This is a genomic window from Nonomuraea fuscirosea (assembly GCF_003001935.1).
Lineage (GTDB): Bacteria > Actinomycetota > Actinomycetes > Streptosporangiales > Streptosporangiaceae > Nonomuraea > Nonomuraea fuscirosea.
Genome location: NZ_PVNG01000016.1, coordinates 209,059 through 227,791, shown reverse-complemented (window position 1 = coordinate 227,791; position 18,733 = coordinate 209,059). Strand labels below are relative to the sequence as shown.

The following is an 18,733-nucleotide window of genomic DNA, read 5'->3' as shown; positions in this document are numbered from 1 at the left end:
GTCAGCGCACGGCCCCGCGCAGTGCCTGCGCCGGCTGCCCGGGCAGGTCGCGGTGGCGCGCACTGGCGGCCCGTCCGGGAAAGGCGTGCCGCCGGGCCGCCACGACGATCGTCAGGGCCACCGCCACCACCGGGAACGCCGTCCACGGCAGCGCCCCGGCTCCGGCGCTCTCCAGCACCACCCCGCCGGCCAGCGAGCCCGCGGCGATGCCGGCGTTGTAGACGGTCGTCTGCAGCGAGGTGGCCACGTCGGCGTTGGCGGCGCCGGCCGCGTCCACCAGCGCCGTCTGCAGCAACGTCGGCACGCCGCCGAACGCCGCCCCCCACAGCCCGGCGGCGGCCAGGACCACGCCGCCGGCTCCGCCAGGCACCCAGCCCGACGTCCCGAGCAGGGCCATCGCCGTCGCCACGGCGGCCAGCGCCGCGATGAGGGTGCGGCGCGCGTACCGGTCGATGACGGCGCCGACCGCCCAGATGCCGGCCACCGTCCCGGCCCCGAACACCAGCAGCACCAGGCCGGCCGGCCCGCCTCCCGACGCCTGCGCCAGCGGCGCCAGGTAGGTGTAGACCGCCTGGTGCCCGAGCAGCGTCAGCAGGGTCACGCCGAGCGCGACGCGTACACCGGGGAGGACGACCACCCGCCGCAGCGGCACCCGCGCCGCGGCGGGCTCGCCGGGGAAGTCCGGCACCCGCCACAGCACCCACGCGATCAGGACGACGGCGGCCACGGCCAGGCCGCCGAAGGCCGCGCGCCATCCGGCCACCGCCGCCAGCGCCGCTCCCGCCGGGATCCCGGCGCACAGCGCGACCGTGATGCCCGCGGAGACGATCGCGATCGCCCGCCCCCGCCGCTCCTCGGGCACCATCCTGGCCGCGTAGCCGACCAGCATCGCCCACAGGACGCCGCCCATGACCCCGGCCAGGATCCGGGCCGCGAAGGTGAGCGGGTAGGAGGAGGAGAGCGCGGTCACCCCGTTCAGCACGGCGAACCCGGCGAGCGTCCCCACCAGCACGGGACGCCGGTTGCAGCCGCGCAGGAGCGCCGTCACGGGGACGGCCGACACGAACGACGCCACCGCGTACGCCGTCACCAGGAACCCGGCGCGGCCCTCCGGCACGCCGAGCGCGCCCGCGATCCCCGGCAGCAGCCCGGCGGGCAGCAGCTCGGTCATCACGGCCGTGAACGCCGCCGCGAAGAGCGCCAGCAGCGCCGGCCAGGGAAGTCTCCGCGAACTGGCGGCGGTTACGTCAGACATGCGACCATGCTGAAACCTTCACATCAATGTGAAGGCAAATCCGGAGGAAGCACGCATGAGGATCGGGCTGTTGGCGCAGCGCACGGGCGTTCCGCCGCGCCTGCTGCGCTACTACGAGGAGCAGGACCTCCTGCACCCCGAGCGCGCCGACAACGGCTACCGCGACTATCCGGAGTCGGCGGTCCGCCTGGTCCAGCAGATCCGCGGCCTGCTCGACTCCGGCCTCACCACGGAGATCATCCGGCGCATCCTGCCTTTCCTGGACGATCCCAGCCGGATCCACCTGCATCCGCAGTGCCTCACCCCGGACCTGGCCGCCCTGCTGGAGGCCGAGGCGGAGCGCCTCCAGGAGCGCATCGACTGCCTGTCCCGCAACCGCGACGCCATCCACGCCTACCTCGCCGCCGTACGGGCGCTGCGGAACGGGCCGGCGTGACGACCCTGGCCGAGATCCTGGCGAACGTGCGGCGCGGTCGCTTCCCGCCGGCCGACGGCGGGCTGACGATCGTGCCGCAGCCCTCGCCCCGTGACCTGGGCGTGCTGTCCTTCACCGCGCACGCGGTGGTCTTCGCCGACGCCGACCCCGCCTGGATCCGCGGCCTGCTGCCGCCCGGCGACCTGTCGGCGCCGCTCGGGCCGGCGTTCCTCCAGGCGCTGGCGGGCCGTACAGGGCGCGGCATCGGCAACGTGGACCTGCTCGGCCTGGCCGCGCCACTGCCGGGACCGCCGCCGGTCGCGCTGGACGAACTCACCCGCAGCGACCACCCCCGGGTGGCGCGGGCCCGCCGCTACCGCGACTCCGTCCGCGTGTGGACGGCCGCGGAGGGCGGCCTGCTGACCGTGGGGCGCGGGGTGGCGGGCCGCTGGGAGGCGGCGGTCGAGGTCGAGCCGGAGTGCCGCGGCCGGGGCCTGGGGCGGCGGCTGGCCGCGGCGGCCAGGCACGTCGTGCCCGAGCCCGTGTGGGCGCAGGTCGCGCCGGGGAACGTGGCGAGCGTGCGGGCGATCCTCGCGGCGGGGTACGCGCCGGTGGGCGCCGAAGTGCTGCTCGCCTGACCGTAGGCGTCTGACCTTCGGCGGCTGAGCGTGTGTGCCGGAACGTGCGCCGCGAGCCGGCCGCGTACACCCCTGCCCTGGAGCCCGGTGGTGAGTTTGCTGGTAGAGGGTCGCCTGTTGGGTGAAACAGGGTGTGGCGCTGCCTTCATCGCCCAAGATCGCTCCGTAGAGTGATGGCCGATGTCACTTCGTGATTACAGGGGGAGATCATGAGAAAGAGCCTCATCGCCGCCGGGAGTGCGCTGCTCACCGCGGCCGCGCTGTTCGGGACCACCGGCACCGCGGCCGCCGACATCTGGACCGACTGGAACCACACCTACCCGAAGGACTGCGGTGTCGGCCTGAACGAGGACACCACGTACCACCACGTCACCGACCACGGCGTCTTCGCCGGCACCCGCGACGCCGACGGCTGCAAGGGCGGCGGGCGCCACGGCCACCACGGCGACCACTGGTACGGCCAGTACGGTGACCACGACGAGGTCCGTAAGTGGCTGCATCGCAACTGGCCCACCAGCGGAAACGGCAACTGGGTCGGCCACGGGCTCGGCCCCGGCGTCGGCGCGGGCGTCCGCGGCTGACCTCCCGTCACGTGACCGTCCCGGCACCCGCGGTAGGGGTGCCGGGACGTTGCGCGTCCCCACCTGAGCGGTGCTGGTTTCCGCGGTGGGTGATCACTCGATAGCCTGACCGGGTGCGACTAGGTGTGAACGTCCCCAATTTCGGTCCGGGCACCGACCCCGGCGTGATCCGCCACTGGGCGCAGACGGTGGAAGGACTCGGGTTCGATCTGCTCATGGTCTCCGACCACGTGGCGATCACCCCCGACGTCGCCGCGAAGTATCCCGCGCCCTTCTACGAGCCGTTCACCACGCTCTCCTGGCTGGCCGGCGTCACCACGCGCGTCGCGCTCGGCACCACGGTGCTGATCGTCCCCTACCGTCATCCGCTGCTGGTGGCGCGCATGGCGGCCAACCTCAACGACCTCAGCGGCGGCCGGCTGGTGCTGGGCGTCGGGATCGGGTGGGCGCGGCAGGAGTTCGAGGCCCTCGGGGTGGCCCACGACCAGCGCGGCCGGCTCACCGACGAGCACCTGGCGGCCATCACCGCCGCCTGGGCCGACGAACGCGACTACCGCGGCGGCGTGCCGATCTGGGTCGGCGGCGAGAGCCCGGCGGCGCTGCTCCGCACGGTGCGCTTCGGCCAGGCCTGGCACCCGCTCTGGAACACCCTGCCCTACCTGCGTGAGACCTATCCGCGTGTGGTGGCCCTGGCCGCGGAGCAGGGCGTGGCCGCCCCCGCGCTGGCCCCGCGGATCCAGCTGCGGGTGACGCCCGAGCCCGTGACCGGCACCGACCGGCTGGCCGGCGTGGGCACGATCGAGCAGATCATGGACGACCTCGAGGAGCTGCGCGTGCTCGGCGCGGAGACCGTGGTGCTCGACCCGTTCCACGGTGACCCCGAGCAGACCCTGCATCCGGAGACGTCGTGGGAGATGCTCGCCGCGGTGATCGCGCGGAGATCGGGGAAAGAACGCCGCTGATATCCTTATGCCGTAAAGAATTGTCCAGGACGGGGAGTTCCGCTTGGTCGTCTACGCAGGTCAGGGTGACGCGCGGCGGTCCATGGCACTCCTGTGGCGCAGCGGCGAGCCGGGCGAGGTGCGGCCGGGCCCCAAGCCGGGGCTGAGCGTCGACGCGATCGTGGAGGCCGCGATCGCGGTGGCCGACGCCGAGGGCATGGCGGCGCTGTCCATGCGGAAGGTGGGCCTGCGGCTGGGCCGCACGGGCATGGCGCTGTACACGTACGTGCCGAGCAAGGGCGAGCTGGTCGACCTCATGTACGACCGCGCCCTGGCCGAGTTGCCCTCCGCCTACGACCTGAGCCGGGGCTGGCGGGCGGCCGTCGCCGCGTGGGCCGAGGACACGCTGGCCTTCTACCTGCGTCACCCCTGGGTGCTGCAGGTGTCGCAGGCGCGGCCGGTGCTGGGGCCCAACGAGTTCGCGATGCTGGAGAGCGTGGTGGCGGTGCTGCGCGGCACCGGGCTGCGCCCGCGCCGGCTGCGCGGGGTGGTGGCGCTGCTGTTCGACTTCGTCAGGGGGGCGGCCAAGACGGTCAGCGAGTCGCGGCTGGCGCCGTCGGAGACCGGGGTCTCCGACGAGGAGTGGTGGCAGGCGCGCTCGTCCCTGCTGGAGGAGGTCGCGCCGGGGTTCGCCGCCCGGTTCCCGATGGTGGCGTGGATCGAGTCGGAGGACGACGGGCCCGGCGACGACGAGCCGTACCTGGAGCATCGGGTCAGCGAGACGTTCGCGGCGGGGCTGGGCGTGCTGCTGGACGGCATCGAGACGGCCGTCAAGGCGGGCTGAGCTCCGCCGAACCGGCCGGACGGCTTCGGGGCGGCCGTGCCGGCGTCGCTTGTCGAGCGCGGGCGGAGGTCGGTGACGTCAGCCGAGAGTCCCGTGGCGGGTGGTCAGTTCCTCGTCGTCGCGGACGAACCAGAGCTGGCGGCCGCGGTTGCACTCGTAGATCCAGTCACGCACGGACGAGCTGCTCGCGGCGTGGCCGGAGACGTCGCCCACGATGGCCAGGCCGATGCCGTACTGGGCGAACTTCTGCGTGATCTCGCCCGCCACGCCGTTGCTCAGCGTGAAGAAGCCGCCGGGCAGGCGGTCGGCGGGCACGGAGACCCAGGTGGCGCGCGTGGACCAGGCCTCGCCGATGAGGTCGAGCACGTCGCGGACCTCGCTCAGGGGCCGGCCGTCGGGGTCGTAGCGCAGGATGTCGGTCATTTCAGGGAATCTCCAGGAAACGGGTGGGTGCCGGGGATCAGGGGCGGACCAATGCGTCGATGAGGCGGAGGACCTGGGCACTCTCCTCCAGGCCGCCCAGCACGACGACCTTGAGGTGCTCGCGTTCCTCGTCGTAGACGAACTGCACGCGCACGCCGCTCGGCTCCCCGCCCAGCGCGCCCAGGACCGCCGTGCTGAGCCGGTCCATCGCGGGTCTGGGCAGGCCGTCGACCTGCACGATGCTCGACACCTCCGCGCGGCGGGACGCGGCGGGCCCGGCCGGCGTCACGGGAACGCCGGTGAACGCCTCGAGGTCCTCCTTGGCGATCCGGTATCGCTTGCCGATCCTGACGGCGGGCAGCCGCCCCTCGCGTACGTAGTTGCGCACGGTCTTGACGTGCAGCCCGAGCAGATCGGCCACCTGCTCGACGGTATATCGCTCCATATCACTCCCTATTATGCCGTACGAAAGGGAGTGACATGGAGTCTGTCAGGCGTGCGCGCCCACGGTGACCGGGCCGATGGTCAGGCGCGGCCGGGCCTCCAGCACCTCGCCCAGCCGCTCCACCTGCTCCTCCAGCTCGCGCGACCGCCCGGCGGTGAGGTCGCGCAGCGGCTCGACCGTGATGTCGATCCGGTTCCCCGAGCGCCGCTGGTGCCAGACGCCGGCCACGTTCCCGTCCACCAGCAGCACGGGGAAGTTGCCCGCCTGGCCGCCGGCCAGCGCCCGCGCGGCCGCCTCGCCGGCGTACAGGAGCTCGCGGGGCCGGCCCGCCACCACGTACGCGTCGAAGTACGGCAGCAGCCGCACCCCGCGCGGCGGCTCCTCCGGCACCGCGGTGTCGCCCGCGAGGACCCAGGCCCGCCGCCCCTCGAACAGCACCTCCTCCAGCTCCACCGCGCCGAACCCCTCGCCGGCCCAGCGCACCGGCCCGCCGGCCCAGCGGGCGAAGTCCTCGGGCGTGGCCGGCCCGTACGCGGTCAGGTAGCTCGTGACGAGCCGGGCGAGCCCGTCCGTCACGGGCGGCGCGTCCGGCGGGGCGGTGTAGGTGACCTTGCGGCCCCGTACCGGCCCGAACACGAACGCGCCCCGGTGCGCCGCCAGCGCCATCGCCTGCCGCCAGCGCGGCCAGTAGGTCTGGAACGCGGGCATGACCAGGTCTGCCGCCCACGGCCCGGTGGCGGCGACGACCGCCTCGCTCAGCTCGTCGATCGTCAGCGCGGCCCCGGTGACGGCCTTCCCGATGGCCTCGACCACCTGCTCGGTCTGCTCGCCCGTCATCCTGACGTCGCCCGTGGCGACGGGGGTGGCGGCGGGGGCCGACGACAGGGCGCTGACCCAGATCGGCAGGTCACGGGCGGGCAGCAGGTGTACGGTGCCGCGCGGGCCGTACGTCTTGACCAGGGTGCGCTCGCTCCACAGCGCCTCGCGGACGGCGGCCCGGGTGACGCCGGGCAGCCGCAGCCCGATGGACGCCTCGGCGGCCGACATCACCTGCGCGTGCGCCCCGCACATCGCCGCCACCGCCGCGACGGGCCCCGCGGCGTCCGATCCCGCCGCATCCGGCCTCGCCACGTCAGGCCCGGTGGGGCCCGGTGGGCGGCCGTTCAGGCCGGCGCGTTCCAGCCGCCGCGCGCTGACCTGCGGCCACGACAGTTCGATCACCATGTCCTCCTCGTCCGGTGCACCCACGCTAGAAGAGAACGCGGAAAGGGTCGTTCCGCATGTGCGCCGTTATACCGATGAAAGTGGACTTAAAGCGATCTTTCATCTGATCGCACTAATGTCACCCGTCATGATCCGCCTCAGCCCCGCCCTCGGGCCGCTCACCCCTCGCCAGCGCTGGCGCAGAGCCCGGCTCCAGGCCTACTCCTGGGCCCTGACCGGCGCGTACCGGCTGGGCGCCCTGCACCCCGCCGTCTGGCGATTCGTCGCCCGCGGCTACCACCCCGCCCTCGACCGGGTCGCGGCCAGGCACGCGCGGGTGGCCTGCCAGTTCGCGGCCGTGGACGTGCCCGCCTACCGCCACTTCCTGCGCGCGAACGGCGCCGAGCGGGCCCGCGGGCTGGCGGACTTCCCCGAGACCACCAAGCAGAACTACGCCGGGGTCTACGACGAGGCGAGCCGCTGCCAGGAGGGCCGGCTGCACCGGCCGGGCGTGATCGTGGACGAGTCGTCGGGGTCGAGCGGCAAACCGTACAACTGGGTACGGGGGCCGCGCGAGCTCAAGGGCATCTACCGCAACGCGGCCGGCTACATCGAACTGGTCTTCCCCGGCGAGCGGCTGTTCGTGATCAACGCGTACTCGATGGGCGCGTGGGCCACCGGGACCACCACGGGCGCCGCCATGGCCCGCATCGCCATGGTCAAGAACACCGGCCCCGACCTGGAGAAGATCGCCGACACGCTGGAGCACTTCGGGCCGGGCTACGACTACGTGGTGGCGGCGTACCCGCCGTTCCTGAAGCATCTGCGCGACCGCCTCGACGAGGCGGGCTTCCCCTGGGCCGAGTACCGCGTGCGCGGCATGGTCGGCGGCGAGGGCATGACGGAGGCGCTGCGCGACTACCTGGAGGAGCGCTTCGAGGAGGTCCGCTCCGGCTACGGCGCCAGCGACCTGACGATCGGAATGGGCGCGGAGAGCGGGTTCAGCGTGCGGCTGCGCAAGCGGCTGGCCACCGACCAGGGCCTGCGCGACCGGCTGCTCGGGCCGGGCGAGCAGCGGCTGCCGATGATCTTCCACTACAACCCGCTGGAGACGTTCCTGGAGGTGAACGCAGACGGCGAGCTGCTGTGCACGATCAACACCAAGAGCTGCCTGCAGCCCAAGCTGCGCTACAACGTCGGCGACGAGGCTCGGCTGCACACCCTGGCCGAGGTCAGGCGGGCGCTCGGCGACGACGCGTACGCCCGCATGTGGACCGACGAGCGGATGAGCCTGCCGCTGCTGTTCCTGTTCGGGCGCAAGGACTCGACGATCTCCTACATGGGAGCCAACCTCTATCCGCAGGACGTCGAGTACGGCCTCTACCAGGGCAACCCGCACGCCGCCGCGATCAACCGGTTCTGCCTGTCGCTGGAGGAATTGCCCGGCCTGGAGTACCGCCCGGTGATCAACCTGGAGGTGCGCGGCGAGGTGGACCGGGACGATCTCGTGGCGATCTGCCGCAAGGGCGTCGTGGCCCACCTGAGCGCCGTCTCGCGTGACTTCGCCGAGTCGCTCAAGGAGGACCCGTCGGCCGCCGACCTGCGGATCAGGGTGTTCGGGCTGGGCGAGGGGCCGTTCGCGGGGCTGACCAAGATGAAGAACGTCTATCTGGTGAAGGACGCATGAGGACCACAGACTTCAGCCAGGCGCCGCCGCAGGGGCGGGCGACGGCGATGTTCGTCGGGGCGACCCGCTACCGGGGGCCGCTGTCGATCATCAAGCTCACGCTGACCTGGTTCCGGATGGTCCGTGACATGGAACGCATGCGCGGCTACCGCTGGCACAAGATCTACTGGGAGTTCCCGTACACGCTGGGCACCATCGCGTTCTTCGAGGACCGCGACGCGCTGCTGCGCTTCGCCCGCAGCCGGCACCACCGCGAGCTCATGCGATGGGTGACCGACGGCACCAGGAACGCCACCGCCGGCTACATCCGGCTCTACAACGCCGAGCCCGAGGGCTACAGCAACGGCGCGTGGCGGGCCGAGGGCGGCCCGATGGCGCACATCGAGACGTTCACGCCGCTGTCCACCGAGGACGGCGAAGGCCCGCGGGTGGTGCGCCCGTGAGCCCTGGAGCGCTGAGCCGGGTCGAGACGCGCCGCGACCTGCGCGACTTCCTGGCGCTGACCGACCGCCTGTACGCGGGCGACGAACGTTTCGTGCCGCCGCTGCACGCGACCGTGCGCGCGTGGCGGCGCCGCGGTGTGCCCCTGTACGTGCTGCGGCGCGGCGGCCGGGTCGTGGCCAGGACCACGCTGCACACCGACGCCGCCCTCGACGCCAGGCTCGGGCGGGCCACGCAGCTGTTCGGGCTGACGGAGTTCGCCGAGGAGGCGGCGGAGGAGCTGTTCGACGGGATCGCGGCGGCGGGGGGCGGGCGGCCGCTGTTCGGGCCGGTCTCGCTGCTGCCCAACCAGGCGGGCGGCGTCATCACCTCCGGGTTCGCCGAGCGCGGCTTCATCGACAGCGCCTGGAACCCTCCGTACTATCCGGCCGCGTACGAGGCGCACGGCTTCACCCGGCGCTTCGAGTCCGACACCTGGATCTGCCCCGTGCCGGACAAGCCGGTCTTCGCCTTCGACGACGCCCGCCTGCGGGCCGAGGAACTGCGGGTGCACCGGGGCGACCGGCGGCGGGTGAAGGAGCAGCTGCCGATCCTGCGGGAGATGCTGAACGCGAGCTTCGCCTCGCTCGGCTACTACACGCCGATCTCGGCGGAGCAGCTGGCCGAGCAGACGGACGGGCTGGCGTACCTGCTGGACGAGGCCCTGCTGCTCTATCTGACGAAGGCGGGCCGGCCGATCGCGTTCGTCCTGTGCCTGCCCGACATCTCTGCCTTCGTGACCCGGATCCGCGGGAACCTGCATCCGCTCAACCAGCTCCGCCTGCTCGCCACCCGCTCCCGCTTCCGCCGTGAGGCCGTGCTGATCGTCAAGGGCACGGTCCCGGACGAGCAGGGGCGCGGCTACATGCGGCTGCTCTCGCGCGAGCTGCACGACGGGCTGCGGCGGGGCGGCTACCACACGCTGCGCAGCACGTATGTGGAGCGGACCAACCCGGGCTCGGCCGCCCAGTACACCGCGATGGGCGGCCGGCCGCTGCACGGCTACACCTTCTACGCCAAGGACCTCGTGTGAGAGAGCTGCGGGCGCTGGAGCCCGACTTCTGGCGCGCGCCCAGCGCGCACAACACCCAGCCGTGGACGCTCACGTACGACGGTGACGAGGTGGCCGTCGGCTGGGACCCGGCCCGCGCCCTGCCCGTCAGCGACCCGACGGGGCGTGACCTGCGGCTCAGCCTGGGGGCGTTCGTCGAGTGCTGCCTGATCGTGTGCGCGGACGCCGGCCTCGACGTCGCCTTCCGCCCCGATCCGGGTCCGCTGCGGGTGGGCTTCCTGCACGCGGCCGAGCGACGGTACGAGACGCCGTTCACCACGGCCGACGTACGGGCCAGAGGGGCCAATCGCGGCGAGTACCACGGCGGGCGGCTGCCCGAGGAGGTGGCCGGCGCCATGGAGGGGATGCGCCGGCTCCCCTGCCGGGACCTGGCGGACCTGCTGCACGCGGCGGACCTGCACCAGTTCGGCGACCGGCGGGTGACGCGGGAGCTTCGCGCCTGGCTGCGGCTGACCCGGCGGCACCGGCGCTACTTCCTCGACGGCCTGAGCGACCGGGCCCTCGCGCTCACCAGGGCGGAGGCGCTCGGGCTGCGCGCCTCGCTGGCTCTGTACCCGGCGCTGCGGCGGCTCGGCCTGCCCAGGGTGCTGGCGGGGGCGTCGCGGGGGCTGCTCGACTACGACGGGGACGTCTTGGTGCTGGTGGGCGACGTCACCGAGGAGGTCGGGCTGGGCCGGGCGCTGATGCGGAACTGGCTGACGTTGTCCGGGCTCGGGTACACCACGCATCCGCTCAGCCAGGTCATCGACTGCGAGCCGACCAGGGAGGTGCTGGCGGGGCGGCTGGGGGTGTCTGATCCGGAGACGCTTCTCCACGTGGCCCGCGTCGGCCGCCCGAAGTCCCCGTCCCCGCCGTCGGCCCGCTGCCGCTCATGACCGCACTGAGACGGGGCAGCGGCGCCGGGGCCGGCCCGGTGCCGGTGACGGCGTCCAGCGGGGAACGAGCGCCGCCGTGTTCGACCACGCCGCGGCTGGGATGGGTGACGGCTCCCAGCAGACCGAGCAGGGCGCTCTTGCCCACCACGTTTGAGCCGAGCTGCTCCTCCGACAGCTGATGACATACCCGGACCGCCACCCGGCACGGCCCCAAATGACATGCTTCGACCTATGAGCGTCGAGCACAGATCCATCCAGATCCGTCCCGTTCGCGTAGAAGATCGCCAGGCCGTCATGGCCCTCGTCTCCCGGCTGGGCGAAGGGCTGCCCGAATGGACCGACCCCGACGCCGTCGTCGAGGCGGCCAGGCAGTGGCTCGCCGGCTACTTCACGCCCGAACAGGACCATCCCGGCGCCGTGTTCGTCGCCGAGGGCGAGGGCGAGGTCGTCGGCGTGGTCTCGGTCAACACCCGTCGCCACTTCACCGGGTCGATGGAGGCCTACATCGGCGAACTGGCCGTCGCCCCCCACACCGCCCGGACGGGCCTAGGCCGCCGGCTGCTCAGCACGGCGGAGGCCTGGGCGCGCGAGCAGGGCGTGAGCCAGATGACGCTGGAGACGGCGGCGAGCAACACGACCGCCCGCCGCTTCTACGCCGGCGCGGGCTACCGGGAAGAGGCCATCCGATTCACCCGCGCCCTCGACCAGCCGGTCTGAGCGCCGAGCCGCCCGCCTCCGGCATCGCGTTCAGCGACGCAATACCACCTGCATGTCGGTCGGCGGGTGGTCGCGCAGATCAACCGCGAAATGCTCCAGGATGTTGAGTATCGAACTGCCGGGCAGCCCCTGCAGCTCTCGCTCCTTGCGCACGAACGGTTCGAGTGCGGCCCAGGCTTCGACATAACGCCTGCGCAGCAGGGACCTGATGAACTCCCGGTCGATGACGTCAAGATGCGCGAGGATGCTGTAGAGCTGGAAGAAGTATCCGATGTCGTAGATCTTGCGCTGGACCTCCTCGTCCAGCCCGGAGATGCCCAGGTCACTGGAGAGTTTCGGGAGCTCGTTCCTGATGAAGGCGTAGTTGCGGTGAAACTCCAGCGAGCGGAACTCCTTGAGCAGTTCGACGAGCGGGCCGACATGGTTGCCGTGCCGTTGCGCCTTGAACTGGTTACGCGCCAGCAGCGCCGAGGTGACCAGAGCCAGGATCGACACGATCACCGCTCCGATGTTGATGAGCACGGACACGTCCACGATGGCATCCCCTCATCCGCCGATAAGTCCGAGCCGGGTCAGGAACTGGTGCAGTGCCGCGTTGACCGCGTCAGGACACTGCACGTGCGGCCAGTGCCCGCCGCAGCGCGGGCGCAGATCCGCTGTCGAGATCAACGGGTTGAGCGTCCGGAGCAGCCGCAGGTCGGTGTCGCGCCGGGACCTGATGTACAGGGCGGGCACCGTGACGCGGCGCCACAGGTACTCCGGCTCGAAGGCCAGAACGCTGTGCCAGAACGGCTTGGCGACGTGCATGGGCGTGCGTTCCAGCGTCCGGAACACCGCGGCCCGGCCGTGCTCGCCCGTGCCCCACGCTTGGGTCATCGCGCCCATGAAGTGGCGCCGCCAGTCACTATTGTCCGATTCGGTGGAACGTGCCCGGTTTGCCTGGAGCTCGGGCTCCGTGAGCGCGATGGTGGAGTCCACGACGACGACACCACGCACGAGATCGGGTCGTGTCGCAGCGACCAGGAGGGCGGCGATGCCTCCTGCGCTGTGCCCGACCAGGACGATCTCGCCCAAGCCCCGCCTGACCAGGTCGTTCTCCACCGCCGCGGCCACCGTCGCCACCCCGTACCCGCCACCGGGCAGCGGCGGTGACTCGCCATGGCCGGGCAGATCCAGGCTGAGCAGCAGCAGCCGCCGATCGAGGCCCGCGAGCTGGGCGGCGAACTGGTCGCGGGCGCAGCCCACGCCGTGCAGGAACACCACGACAGGGGCGTGCTCCCCCGCGGTCGCCGCCCGCTCGGTCGCCGCCAGGGGCGGTTGGTCGTCCGGCATCGCCAGTACAACGCTCGCGGATCCGCCGCGGTTCCGGCGGTACGACGCGCGCTCCACGAAAGTTCCGGGTGCGGGCTTGAGCGGTCGGGCACCCGGGCGCCGGCTTGAGCGGTCAGGTGCTGCGGGCCGTACCCTGTCAGGTGCCGCAGGCTGTACGGACGTCGGTGATGAGGTGGGTGGCGGCGTCGATGGTGTGGCCGATCTGCTCCGGGGTCTCCCCCACCGCCGCCAGGAGTGCGCGCGCCCGGTCGCCGAAGCCGTCCGGGGCCGACGGGAGCCGGTCGGCCGAGGCGATCATGCCCTTCTCGTTGATCAGCCACGTCTCGTCGGCCGCGTGCAGTGCGTGGCAGGCCACGCCGATCGCCCGGAACAGGGTCGCCGCCGCGTACGCCGGATCGCGGCCGGCGGCGCCGTACCGGGCGGTCGTCAGGGCGAAGTCGCACTCCCACAGCCCGCCGATCAGCGCCTCCCGCAGTGCGGGAGGGTAGTGCTTGGTCTCCTCGCGCACCGCGGCGAGCTCGCCCCCGGGGTCGGCGAGCACCTGGCACAGGGCCACCTCGCCGGCGTAGGCGTGGGAGTAGAAGCCGAGCGGGTGACCGACCTGGAAGCCGATCTCGTAGCGGCCGGCCTGGCAGTCGTCCCAGATGCGGCGTACCCGGTCGAGGTCGCGGTAGATCCAGTCCACCCGCCAGCCGTCCACGGTGAGCCAGCCGCCCCCGTCCACCCAGGGACCCCAGCCGCCGGGCTCGGTGACCTCGGTGTCCTGGCCGGTCAGCTTCGCGGCGAGGGTACGCAACTCGCCGACGTCGAGGTCGCCGCGGTAGTAGAGGCCGAGGTCGATGTCGGAGTCGGGCCGGTGGGTGCCGCGGGCCCGGCTGCCGCCCAGGACGACGGCCACCACACCGGGGACGGCAGCCAGCCGATCGGCGATGCCGGCGAGGTCGGGGGCGGGATCGGGGGTACGCACGGTGTCAAGGGTAGACGTTCGCCCTCACCCGTGACGGCCGGCCACTCGGCTTCTTGACAAGGATTTTTTTCGGTGGCATGGTTCAGCCATGCATGAAGTGGCGGTGATCGAGGACCCCGCGGCGGCCGAGGCGTCGCTCGACCCCATGCGCTCGAAACTGCTGTCCGAGCTGGTCGAGCCGGGTTCGGCGACCTCGCTGGCCGCCAAGGTAGGCCTGGCCAGGCAGAAGGTCAACTACCACCTGCGCACGCTGGAGCGGCACGGGCTGGTGGAGCTGGTCGAGGAGCGCAAGAAGGGCAACGTCACCGAGCGCGTGATGCAGGCGACGGCCGCGTCCTTCGTGATCTCGCCCGTCGCGCTGGCCTCCGTGCAGCCCGATCCGGGCCGGTTCTCCGACCGGCTGTCGGCGCGCTGGCTGCTGGCGCTGGCCGCGCAGCTCGTACGCGATGTCGGCACGCTGATCACGGGGGCCGCCAAGACGCGCAAGCGGGTGGCCACGTTCGCCCTCGACGGCGAGGTGCGCTTCGCGTCGGCGGCCGACCGGGCGGCGTTCGCGGAGGAGCTGGCGCAGTGCGTCACCTCACTTGTCAGCAAATATCACGACGAGAGCGCCGAGGGCGGGCGGGACCATCGGCTGATCGTGGCCGTCCATCCCGCGGTGAAGGAGCACTGACGTGGGGCACGGGTTCGAGCTCCCCCAGGAGGCGCAGGTCGGGGCGAGCCCGGAGGAGGTCTGGGAGGCCATCTCGACCGGCCCCGGCATCGACTCCTGGTTCATGGGGCGCACCGAGGTGGCCGACGGCGTCGTCCGCACGGCGTTCGGGCCGTTCGAGCTGCCGCCGTCCACCGTGACCGAGGCCGAGCCGCCGGCCCGCCTGGCGCACGGCAGTGACAAGGGCGAGGACGGCCGTTTCGTCGCGTACGAGTTCATGATCGAGGGGCGGGAGCGGAGCAGCACCGTCATCCGCATGGTGACCAGCGGGTTCCTGCCGGGCGACGACTGGCAGGACGAGTTCGAGGCCATGTCCAGGGGTCTGGAGATGTACTTCGCGACGCTGGTCGAATACCTCAACCACTTCGCGGGGCGGGCGGCGACCCCGCTCACCGAGTTCAGCCCGCCCGTCACGGACTGGCCGCACGCGTGGGAACGGCTGAACGCGGCGCTGGGCGGCCCGCCGTCACCCGGCGACCGGATCCGCTTCGGGCCCGGGGACGGGGTCGAGGGCGTCGTCTTCTATCGCAACTCCCAGACGGTCGGGGTGCGGACCGGCGACGCGATCTACCGCTTCCTCCAGGGGTTCGGCGGCTCCATGATCGCCTCCCACCTGCTGTTCGACGGTGGCGGGGAGGAGCAGGGCACGCGGTGGCGGGAGTGGCTGCGAGAGTTGTACGACACGGCGTGATCGCCTCGGGAGGGCTGGGTCGCGGCCGGTTCCCGCGGCCGGTTCGCGGAGGTGAGTGGGGGGTGAGCAGGAGTCGCGGGGGTGAGGCGCGGCTGAGTGGGGAGGACTGAGCGGGTGAAGGTCGTCGCCCTGTCCGACACGCATGCGCCCCGACGCTGGCGTGCGTGCCCGCCGCAGGTGGCCGGGCACCTGCGGGGCGCCGACGTCATCCTGCACGCGGGTGACGTCTGTGTCCCCTCGGTCTTGGACGAGCTGGCCGCCTACGCTCCCGTGCACGTCGTCAAGGGCAACAACGACGGCCCCGACGTGAAGGCGCCGGAGACGCTGGAGCTGACGCTGGACGGCCTGCGGGTCGGGATGATCCACGACAGCGGCCCGGCCAAGGGCCGCCTGGCCCGGATGCGCCGCCGCTTCCCGGACGCGGACCTGGTGGTGTTCGGGCACTCGCACATCCCGCTCGACGAGTCCGGCGAGGGCCTGCGGATCTTCAACCCGGGCTCCCCCACCGACCGCCGCCGACAGCCGCACGGCACCATCGGCCTGCTCACCATCAAGGGCGGCGTCCTGACGGCGGCGGAGATCGTCCCCGTCACCTGATCCGGAATCCGGCATCTCTTCAATCTTCATCGGCTGGGCACGCCCGCTCACGAGGATCACGTCGGCCGGGTACTTGTCGGCGTTCTCCCAGCTGAGCACCTCCCAGAAGCCGCCCTCGCTCGCGGTCGGCTGCTCGGGGGAGACGATGTTCAGGCCGAGCTCGCCCCAGTACGTGATGTCGGGGTGATCCGGCAGATAGGCGACGTACAGGGACTCGGGCGTGCCGGTGACGATCACGACCTTGAGCCCCGGCCGCTCGGCGGCGAGAGCTTGGAGCGCGCGCCGGCGGCCTCGAAGCGCCTCCTGGCCTCGACCACGGGCGCCGCACCCGGGTCCGCGCCGAGGGCGGCGGCGAGTTGCTCGTACTTCTCGATGTCGAACTCGCCCCACACGTTGCCGATCGACTCCACCTTGGTGATGCCGACCTCGCCGACCTCGGGGTCGGGCCCGCCGCCCTTGAGCTTGTGCGGCCCGAACACGCCGACGGGGCGCACGCCGAAGCCCCACAGCGCGGCGACGGCGCCCGACTGGGCGACGACGCGCTGCGGCCGCCGCGGGAGTGAGATGTTCTTGCCGCGGTCATCGGTCCAGGCCCACGAGCCCTCCCCCGAGTCAGAGGTAGCGGCGGGGGCGGAGGGCGGTGCGGGACGTCCCGCCGCACGTGGGTCTACGACGGTGTACGCGGACCGCCCCTCTCCTACGCCCCTCGGCGTATCCCCCGTGGCGACGAGCGGCCGATTCGGCGGCGGCCCCGGCCGGACGATCCTGGAGTCCTTCAGGCGCTTAAGGGCCGCGGTAAGGCGATCGGAACAAGGCCGTAAGCGCCCTCCAGCACAGTGATCTCAGATCACCGAGGACGAGAAGGGCCGCAGACATGAGCCAGCCGTACACCATCCAGGACGAGATCCGCCTGCCCGGGTTCACCGGACCCGTGCACCTGCCCGGCGAGGCCGGCTACGACGAGGCGCGCCGTTCGCTGAACCCGGCCGTGGACTCCCGCCCGGCGCTGGTCGCCGAGGCGTACGATGCCGCGGACGTGCGCGCCGCGCTGCTGGCCGCGCGGGCCAACGGGGTGCCGTTCGCGGTCCAGGCCACCGGACACGGGACGCACACCGCCTGCGACGGCGGCATCCTGGTCAAGACCGCCCCGATGGCGTCGGTCCTGGTCGACCCCGCCCGCCGGATCGCCCGTGTGGGGCCGGGCGCGCGCTGGGGCGAGGTGGCCGCCGCCGCCGCGCCGTTCGGGCTGGCGCCGCTGTCCGGTTCGTCGCCGTCCGTGGGCGTCGTCGGCTACACGCTCGGCGGCGGGCTGGGCTGGCTCGGGCGCAAGCACGGCTTCGCCGCCGACAGCGTGGTGCGGGCCGAGGTGCTGCTCGCCGACGGCCGGCAGGTCACGGCGAGCGCGGACAGCCATCCGGAGCTGTTCTGGGCGCTGCGCGGCGGCGGTGGCGGGTTCGGGGTCGTGACCTCGCTGGAGTTCCGGCTGTACCCGGTGTCCGAGGTGTTCTCCGGGTTCGCGTACTTCCCGGTGAAGGTGGCGGCGGAGCTGCTGACGGCGTACCGGGACTGGATCGACGACGCCCCCGACGAGATCAGCACCGCCGTGGTGCTCAGGCGGATGCCCGGCGACGAGGGGACGCCGGCGGCGGTGCGCGGCAGGCACGTGGCGATGGTCAAGGTCGTGCACACCGGACCGGCGCGCGAGGCCCGCGAACTGCTCGCGCCGCTGTGGCGGGCGGCCGGCCCGGCGCTGCTGGACGAGACGAGGACCAGCACGTACGCGGCCACGGCCATGGGCGGGACCCCGAACCGGCACATGGACATGTTCGACACCGTCCCCGACGCGCTGATCGGCACCCTGGTGCGGGCCGCCGAGCGGGCGCAGACGGTGGAGATCCGCCACTGGGGCGGCGCCCTGGGCCGTCCCGGACCGGACGCCGGGCCTGTGAGCCACCGTTCCACCCGGTTGTCGGCGATCGTGGACACCGTCGTGCCGGGGCTGGCCGAGGAACTGCGGCCGTACGCGAACGGCGGGACTTTCCTGAACTTCCTGGCCGACCCCGCGCGGACGGCGCAGGCCTTCACCGCGGCGGACTACGCGGGGCTGCGCGAGGTCAAGCGGGCCTACGACCCGGACGGCTTCTTCCGCGTCGGCCACGTCGTCTCCCGGTGAACGGCCGGAGCCTCACGGACCCGGCACGGCCGGTTCCGGACGGCCGGAGCCTCACGGACCCGCCGGTCACGGCCGGTTCCGGACGACCGGAGCGTCACGTGCCCGTCGGTCACGGCCGGTTCCGGACGGCCAGAGCGTCACGTACCCGCCGGTCAAGGCCGGTTCCGGACGGACGACGATTCCTCCGCCGAGTGGCACGGCCGGTCGGCGCCGGCCGTGTCACATCGGAGGTCACCCCGGCCGGGGGCCGAGGTCTGGCCTTGTCACGGGCGCTGGGTGCGGTGCCCCATGTGCTCGGCGCTGCCTACGTGGTTGCGCTGCTTGCGCATACCGGCGAAGCCGAGCAGACCCAGCAGGCCCAGCAGGCCCCACAGGCCGGCGTTGCCGCCGCCTTCGTCTCTCCTGTCGTCCTGTGGTGCGGGTGTCACCTGGCTCTGCGCGACGGGCGCGACCGGCGAGTCGGCCGTCGCGACAGCAGCCGGAGCTAGCGTCAAGAAGAACGCCAGGCCCAGCCCGGTGAGGGTCTTGCGCATTGGGTTCCCCCGATCCGGCGGTCTCAGTAACCGCGGAGACCGCCTATCACGCCTTCTCTGAAGGCTCCCGATAGCGGGGCGATCTCCATATCCCCTGCTAAATACGCCTCTACCATTCTGCCGACGGCATCAAACACCTTCTCCCCGCGCCC

General features: G+C 72.6%; 23 protein-coding genes. 14 read left to right on the top strand and 9 right to left on the bottom strand.

Annotation, left to right across the window (positions count from 1 at the left end):
• Nucleotide 1: 1 nt before the first annotated feature.
• Nucleotides 2-1,255 carry an MFS transporter gene (locus tag B0I32_RS33965; protein WP_106246762.1) on the bottom strand — a complete coding sequence of 418 codons (1,254 nt, stop codon included), beginning with the start codon at nucleotides 1,253-1,255 and terminating at the stop codon, nucleotides 2-4.
• Nucleotides 1,256-1,310: 55 nt separating this feature from the next.
• On the opposite strand from B0I32_RS33965, the gene B0I32_RS33960 reads away from it, so the two are divergent.
• From B0I32_RS33960 to B0I32_RS33940, 5 genes are all read left to right on the top strand, one after another.
• Nucleotides 1,311-1,691, top strand: coding sequence for a MerR family transcriptional regulator (locus B0I32_RS33960; RefSeq protein ID WP_106246760.1), 381 nt, complete (start codon nucleotides 1,311-1,313; stop codon nucleotides 1,689-1,691).
• A complete protein-coding gene (locus tag B0I32_RS33955) occupies nucleotides 1,688-2,308 on the top strand; it encodes a GNAT family N-acetyltransferase (protein WP_106246758.1) in 621 nt (206 codons plus the stop codon). The genes B0I32_RS33960 and B0I32_RS33955 overlap by 4 nt, the downstream gene beginning before the upstream one ends.
• 209 nt (nucleotides 2,309-2,517) lie before the next feature.
• Nucleotides 2,518-2,889, top strand: a complete 372-nt coding sequence (locus B0I32_RS33950; RefSeq protein WP_106246757.1) for a hypothetical protein — start codon at nucleotides 2,518-2,520, stop codon at nucleotides 2,887-2,889.
• 113 nt (nucleotides 2,890-3,002) lie between these two features.
• Nucleotides 3,003-3,851 carry an LLM class flavin-dependent oxidoreductase gene (locus B0I32_RS33945; protein ID WP_106246755.1) on the top strand — a complete coding sequence of 283 codons (849 nt, stop codon included), beginning with the start codon at nucleotides 3,003-3,005 and terminating at the stop codon, nucleotides 3,849-3,851.
• Between the two features lie 43 nt (nucleotides 3,852-3,894).
• Nucleotides 3,895-4,674 carry a TetR/AcrR family transcriptional regulator C-terminal domain-containing protein gene (locus B0I32_RS33940; protein WP_106246753.1) on the top strand — a complete coding sequence of 260 codons (780 nt, stop codon included), beginning with the start codon at nucleotides 3,895-3,897 and terminating at the stop codon, nucleotides 4,672-4,674.
• A 78-nt stretch (nucleotides 4,675-4,752) separates the two neighbouring features.
• Here B0I32_RS33940 and B0I32_RS33935 read toward each other — a convergent pair whose 3' ends face one another.
• The 3 genes from B0I32_RS33935 to B0I32_RS33925 are packed head-to-tail and all read right to left on the bottom strand — an operon-like array spanning nucleotide 4,753 to nucleotide 6,790.
• Complete coding sequence (locus B0I32_RS33935) at nucleotides 4,753-5,097, bottom strand: DUF4180 domain-containing protein (protein ID WP_106246752.1); 345 nt, start codon at nucleotides 5,095-5,097, stop codon at nucleotides 4,753-4,755.
• A gap of 37 nt (nucleotides 5,098-5,134) precedes the next feature.
• Complete coding sequence (locus tag B0I32_RS33930) at nucleotides 5,135-5,542, bottom strand: helix-turn-helix domain-containing protein (RefSeq protein ID WP_106246750.1); 408 nt, start codon at nucleotides 5,540-5,542, stop codon at nucleotides 5,135-5,137.
• Between the two features lie 45 nt (nucleotides 5,543-5,587).
• A complete protein-coding gene (locus tag B0I32_RS33925; protein WP_245956196.1) occupies nucleotides 5,588-6,790 on the bottom strand; it encodes a winged helix DNA-binding domain-containing protein in 1,203 nt (400 codons plus the stop codon).
• Nucleotides 6,791-6,893: 103 nt separating this feature from the next.
• On the opposite strand from B0I32_RS33925, the gene B0I32_RS33920 reads away from it, so the two are divergent.
• The 5 genes from B0I32_RS33920 to B0I32_RS33895 all read left to right on the top strand — a co-directional run bounded on the left by B0I32_RS33920 (nucleotide 6,894) and on the right by B0I32_RS33895 (nucleotide 11,576).
• The gene (locus B0I32_RS33920; protein ID WP_106246904.1) at nucleotides 6,894-8,432 is read left to right on the top strand and encodes a phenylacetate--CoA ligase family protein; all 1,539 of its coding nucleotides are present in this window, start codon (nucleotides 6,894-6,896) and stop codon (nucleotides 8,430-8,432) included.
• Nucleotides 8,429-8,875: a DUF4188 domain-containing protein gene (locus B0I32_RS33915; RefSeq protein ID WP_106246747.1), complete on the top strand. Its 447-nt coding sequence runs from the start codon at nucleotides 8,429-8,431 to the stop codon at nucleotides 8,873-8,875. The genes B0I32_RS33920 and B0I32_RS33915 overlap by 4 nt, the downstream gene beginning before the upstream one ends.
• The gene (locus B0I32_RS33910) at nucleotides 8,872-9,945 is read left to right on the top strand and encodes a hypothetical protein (RefSeq protein ID WP_106246745.1); all 1,074 of its coding nucleotides are present in this window, start codon (nucleotides 8,872-8,874) and stop codon (nucleotides 9,943-9,945) included. Before B0I32_RS33915 ends, B0I32_RS33910 begins: the two co-directional genes overlap by 4 nt.
• Nucleotides 9,942-10,859, top strand: a complete 918-nt coding sequence (locus B0I32_RS33905; protein WP_106246744.1) for a nitroreductase family protein — start codon at nucleotides 9,942-9,944, stop codon at nucleotides 10,857-10,859. Before B0I32_RS33910 ends, B0I32_RS33905 begins: the two co-directional genes overlap by 4 nt.
• A 231-nt stretch (nucleotides 10,860-11,090) precedes the next feature.
• Entirely contained in the window at nucleotides 11,091-11,576 is a 486-nt protein-coding gene (locus B0I32_RS33895; RefSeq protein WP_181308062.1) for a GNAT family N-acetyltransferase, read from the top strand.
• Between the two features lie 30 nt (nucleotides 11,577-11,606).
• On the opposite strand, the gene B0I32_RS33890 is transcribed toward B0I32_RS33895, so the two are convergent.
• The 3 genes from B0I32_RS33890 to B0I32_RS33880 form a co-directional block, all read right to left on the bottom strand.
• Nucleotides 11,607-12,110 (bottom strand): DUF4760 domain-containing protein, encoded by a 504-nt coding sequence (locus B0I32_RS33890; protein ID WP_106246740.1) that lies wholly within the window; start codon nucleotides 12,108-12,110, stop codon nucleotides 11,607-11,609.
• A gap of 12 nt (nucleotides 12,111-12,122) precedes the next feature.
• Nucleotides 12,123-12,908 (bottom strand): alpha/beta fold hydrolase, encoded by a 786-nt coding sequence (locus B0I32_RS33885; RefSeq protein WP_106246739.1) that lies wholly within the window; start codon nucleotides 12,906-12,908, stop codon nucleotides 12,123-12,125.
• 136 nt (nucleotides 12,909-13,044) lie between these two features.
• On the bottom strand, nucleotides 13,045-13,875 hold the full coding sequence (locus B0I32_RS33880) for a nucleotidyltransferase domain-containing protein (protein ID WP_219912132.1): 831 nt from the start codon (nucleotides 13,873-13,875) through the stop codon (nucleotides 13,045-13,047).
• An 88-nt stretch (nucleotides 13,876-13,963) separates the two neighbouring features.
• Here B0I32_RS33880 and B0I32_RS33875 point away from each other — a divergent pair, with 88 nt between their 5' ends.
• The 3 genes from B0I32_RS33875 (at nucleotide 13,964) to B0I32_RS33865 (ending at nucleotide 15,875) form a co-directional block, all read left to right on the top strand.
• On the top strand, nucleotides 13,964-14,548 hold the full coding sequence (locus tag B0I32_RS33875; RefSeq protein WP_181308060.1) for an ArsR/SmtB family transcription factor: 585 nt from the start codon (nucleotides 13,964-13,966) through the stop codon (nucleotides 14,546-14,548).
• A gap of 1 nt (nucleotide 14,549) precedes the next feature.
• Nucleotides 14,550-15,278 carry an SRPBCC family protein gene (locus B0I32_RS33870; protein ID WP_106246736.1) on the top strand — a complete coding sequence of 243 codons (729 nt, stop codon included), beginning with the start codon at nucleotides 14,550-14,552 and terminating at the stop codon, nucleotides 15,276-15,278.
• Nucleotides 15,279-15,392: 114 nt separating this feature from the next.
• Complete coding sequence (locus tag B0I32_RS33865; RefSeq protein ID WP_106246734.1) at nucleotides 15,393-15,875, top strand: metallophosphoesterase family protein; 483 nt, start codon at nucleotides 15,393-15,395, stop codon at nucleotides 15,873-15,875.
• Between the two features lie 233 nt (nucleotides 15,876-16,108).
• On the opposite strand, the gene B0I32_RS33860 is transcribed toward B0I32_RS33865, so the two are convergent.
• Nucleotides 16,109-16,369: a hypothetical protein gene (locus B0I32_RS33860; protein ID WP_106246733.1), complete on the bottom strand. Its 261-nt coding sequence runs from the start codon at nucleotides 16,367-16,369 to the stop codon at nucleotides 16,109-16,111.
• A gap of 380 nt (nucleotides 16,370-16,749) precedes the next feature.
• Between B0I32_RS33860 and B0I32_RS33855 the strand changes: the two genes are divergently transcribed.
• Nucleotides 16,750-18,048, top strand: coding sequence for an FAD-binding oxidoreductase (locus tag B0I32_RS33855; RefSeq protein ID WP_106246731.1), 1,299 nt, complete (start codon nucleotides 16,750-16,752; stop codon nucleotides 18,046-18,048).
• Between the two features lie 263 nt (nucleotides 18,049-18,311).
• On the opposite strand, the gene B0I32_RS33850 is transcribed toward B0I32_RS33855, so the two are convergent.
• The gene (locus B0I32_RS33850; RefSeq protein ID WP_106246730.1) at nucleotides 18,312-18,581 is read right to left on the bottom strand and encodes a WGxxGxxG family protein; all 270 of its coding nucleotides are present in this window, start codon (nucleotides 18,579-18,581) and stop codon (nucleotides 18,312-18,314) included.
• Nucleotides 18,582-18,733: the final 152 nt, after the last annotated feature.

Bases quoted from the DNA above. Each gene is read 5' to 3' on its own strand.
- B0I32_RS33965 (WP_106246762.1), bottom strand. From the start codon at position 1,255: ATGTCTGACGTAACCGCCGCCAGTTCGCGGAGACTTCCCTGGCCGGCG.
- B0I32_RS33960 (WP_106246760.1), top strand. From the start codon at position 1,311: ATGAGGATCGGGCTGTTGGCGCAGCGCACGGGCGTTCCGCCGCGCCTG.
- B0I32_RS33950 (WP_106246757.1), top strand. From the start codon at position 2,518: ATGAGAAAGAGCCTCATCGCCGCCGGGAGTGCGCTGCTCACCGCGGCC.
- B0I32_RS33935 (WP_106246752.1), bottom strand. From the start codon at position 5,097: ATGACCGACATCCTGCGCTACGACCCCGACGGCCGGCCCCTGAGCGAG.
- B0I32_RS33930 (WP_106246750.1), bottom strand. From the start codon at position 5,542: ATGGAGCGATATACCGTCGAGCAGGTGGCCGATCTGCTCGGGCTGCAC.
- B0I32_RS33920 (WP_106246904.1), top strand. From the start codon at position 6,894: ATGATCCGCCTCAGCCCCGCCCTCGGGCCGCTCACCCCTCGCCAGCGC.
- B0I32_RS33915 (WP_106246747.1), top strand. From the start codon at position 8,429: ATGAGGACCACAGACTTCAGCCAGGCGCCGCCGCAGGGGCGGGCGACG.
- B0I32_RS33895 (WP_181308062.1), top strand. From the start codon at position 11,091: ATGAGCGTCGAGCACAGATCCATCCAGATCCGTCCCGTTCGCGTAGAA.
- B0I32_RS33885 (WP_106246739.1), bottom strand. From the start codon at position 12,908: ATGCCGGACGACCAACCGCCCCTGGCGGCGACCGAGCGGGCGGCGACC.
- B0I32_RS33875 (WP_181308060.1), top strand. From the start codon at position 13,964: ATGCATGAAGTGGCGGTGATCGAGGACCCCGCGGCGGCCGAGGCGTCG.
- B0I32_RS33855 (WP_106246731.1), top strand. From the start codon at position 16,750: ATGAGCCAGCCGTACACCATCCAGGACGAGATCCGCCTGCCCGGGTTC.
- B0I32_RS33850 (WP_106246730.1), bottom strand. From the start codon at position 18,581: ATGCGCAAGACCCTCACCGGGCTGGGCCTGGCGTTCTTCTTGACGCTA.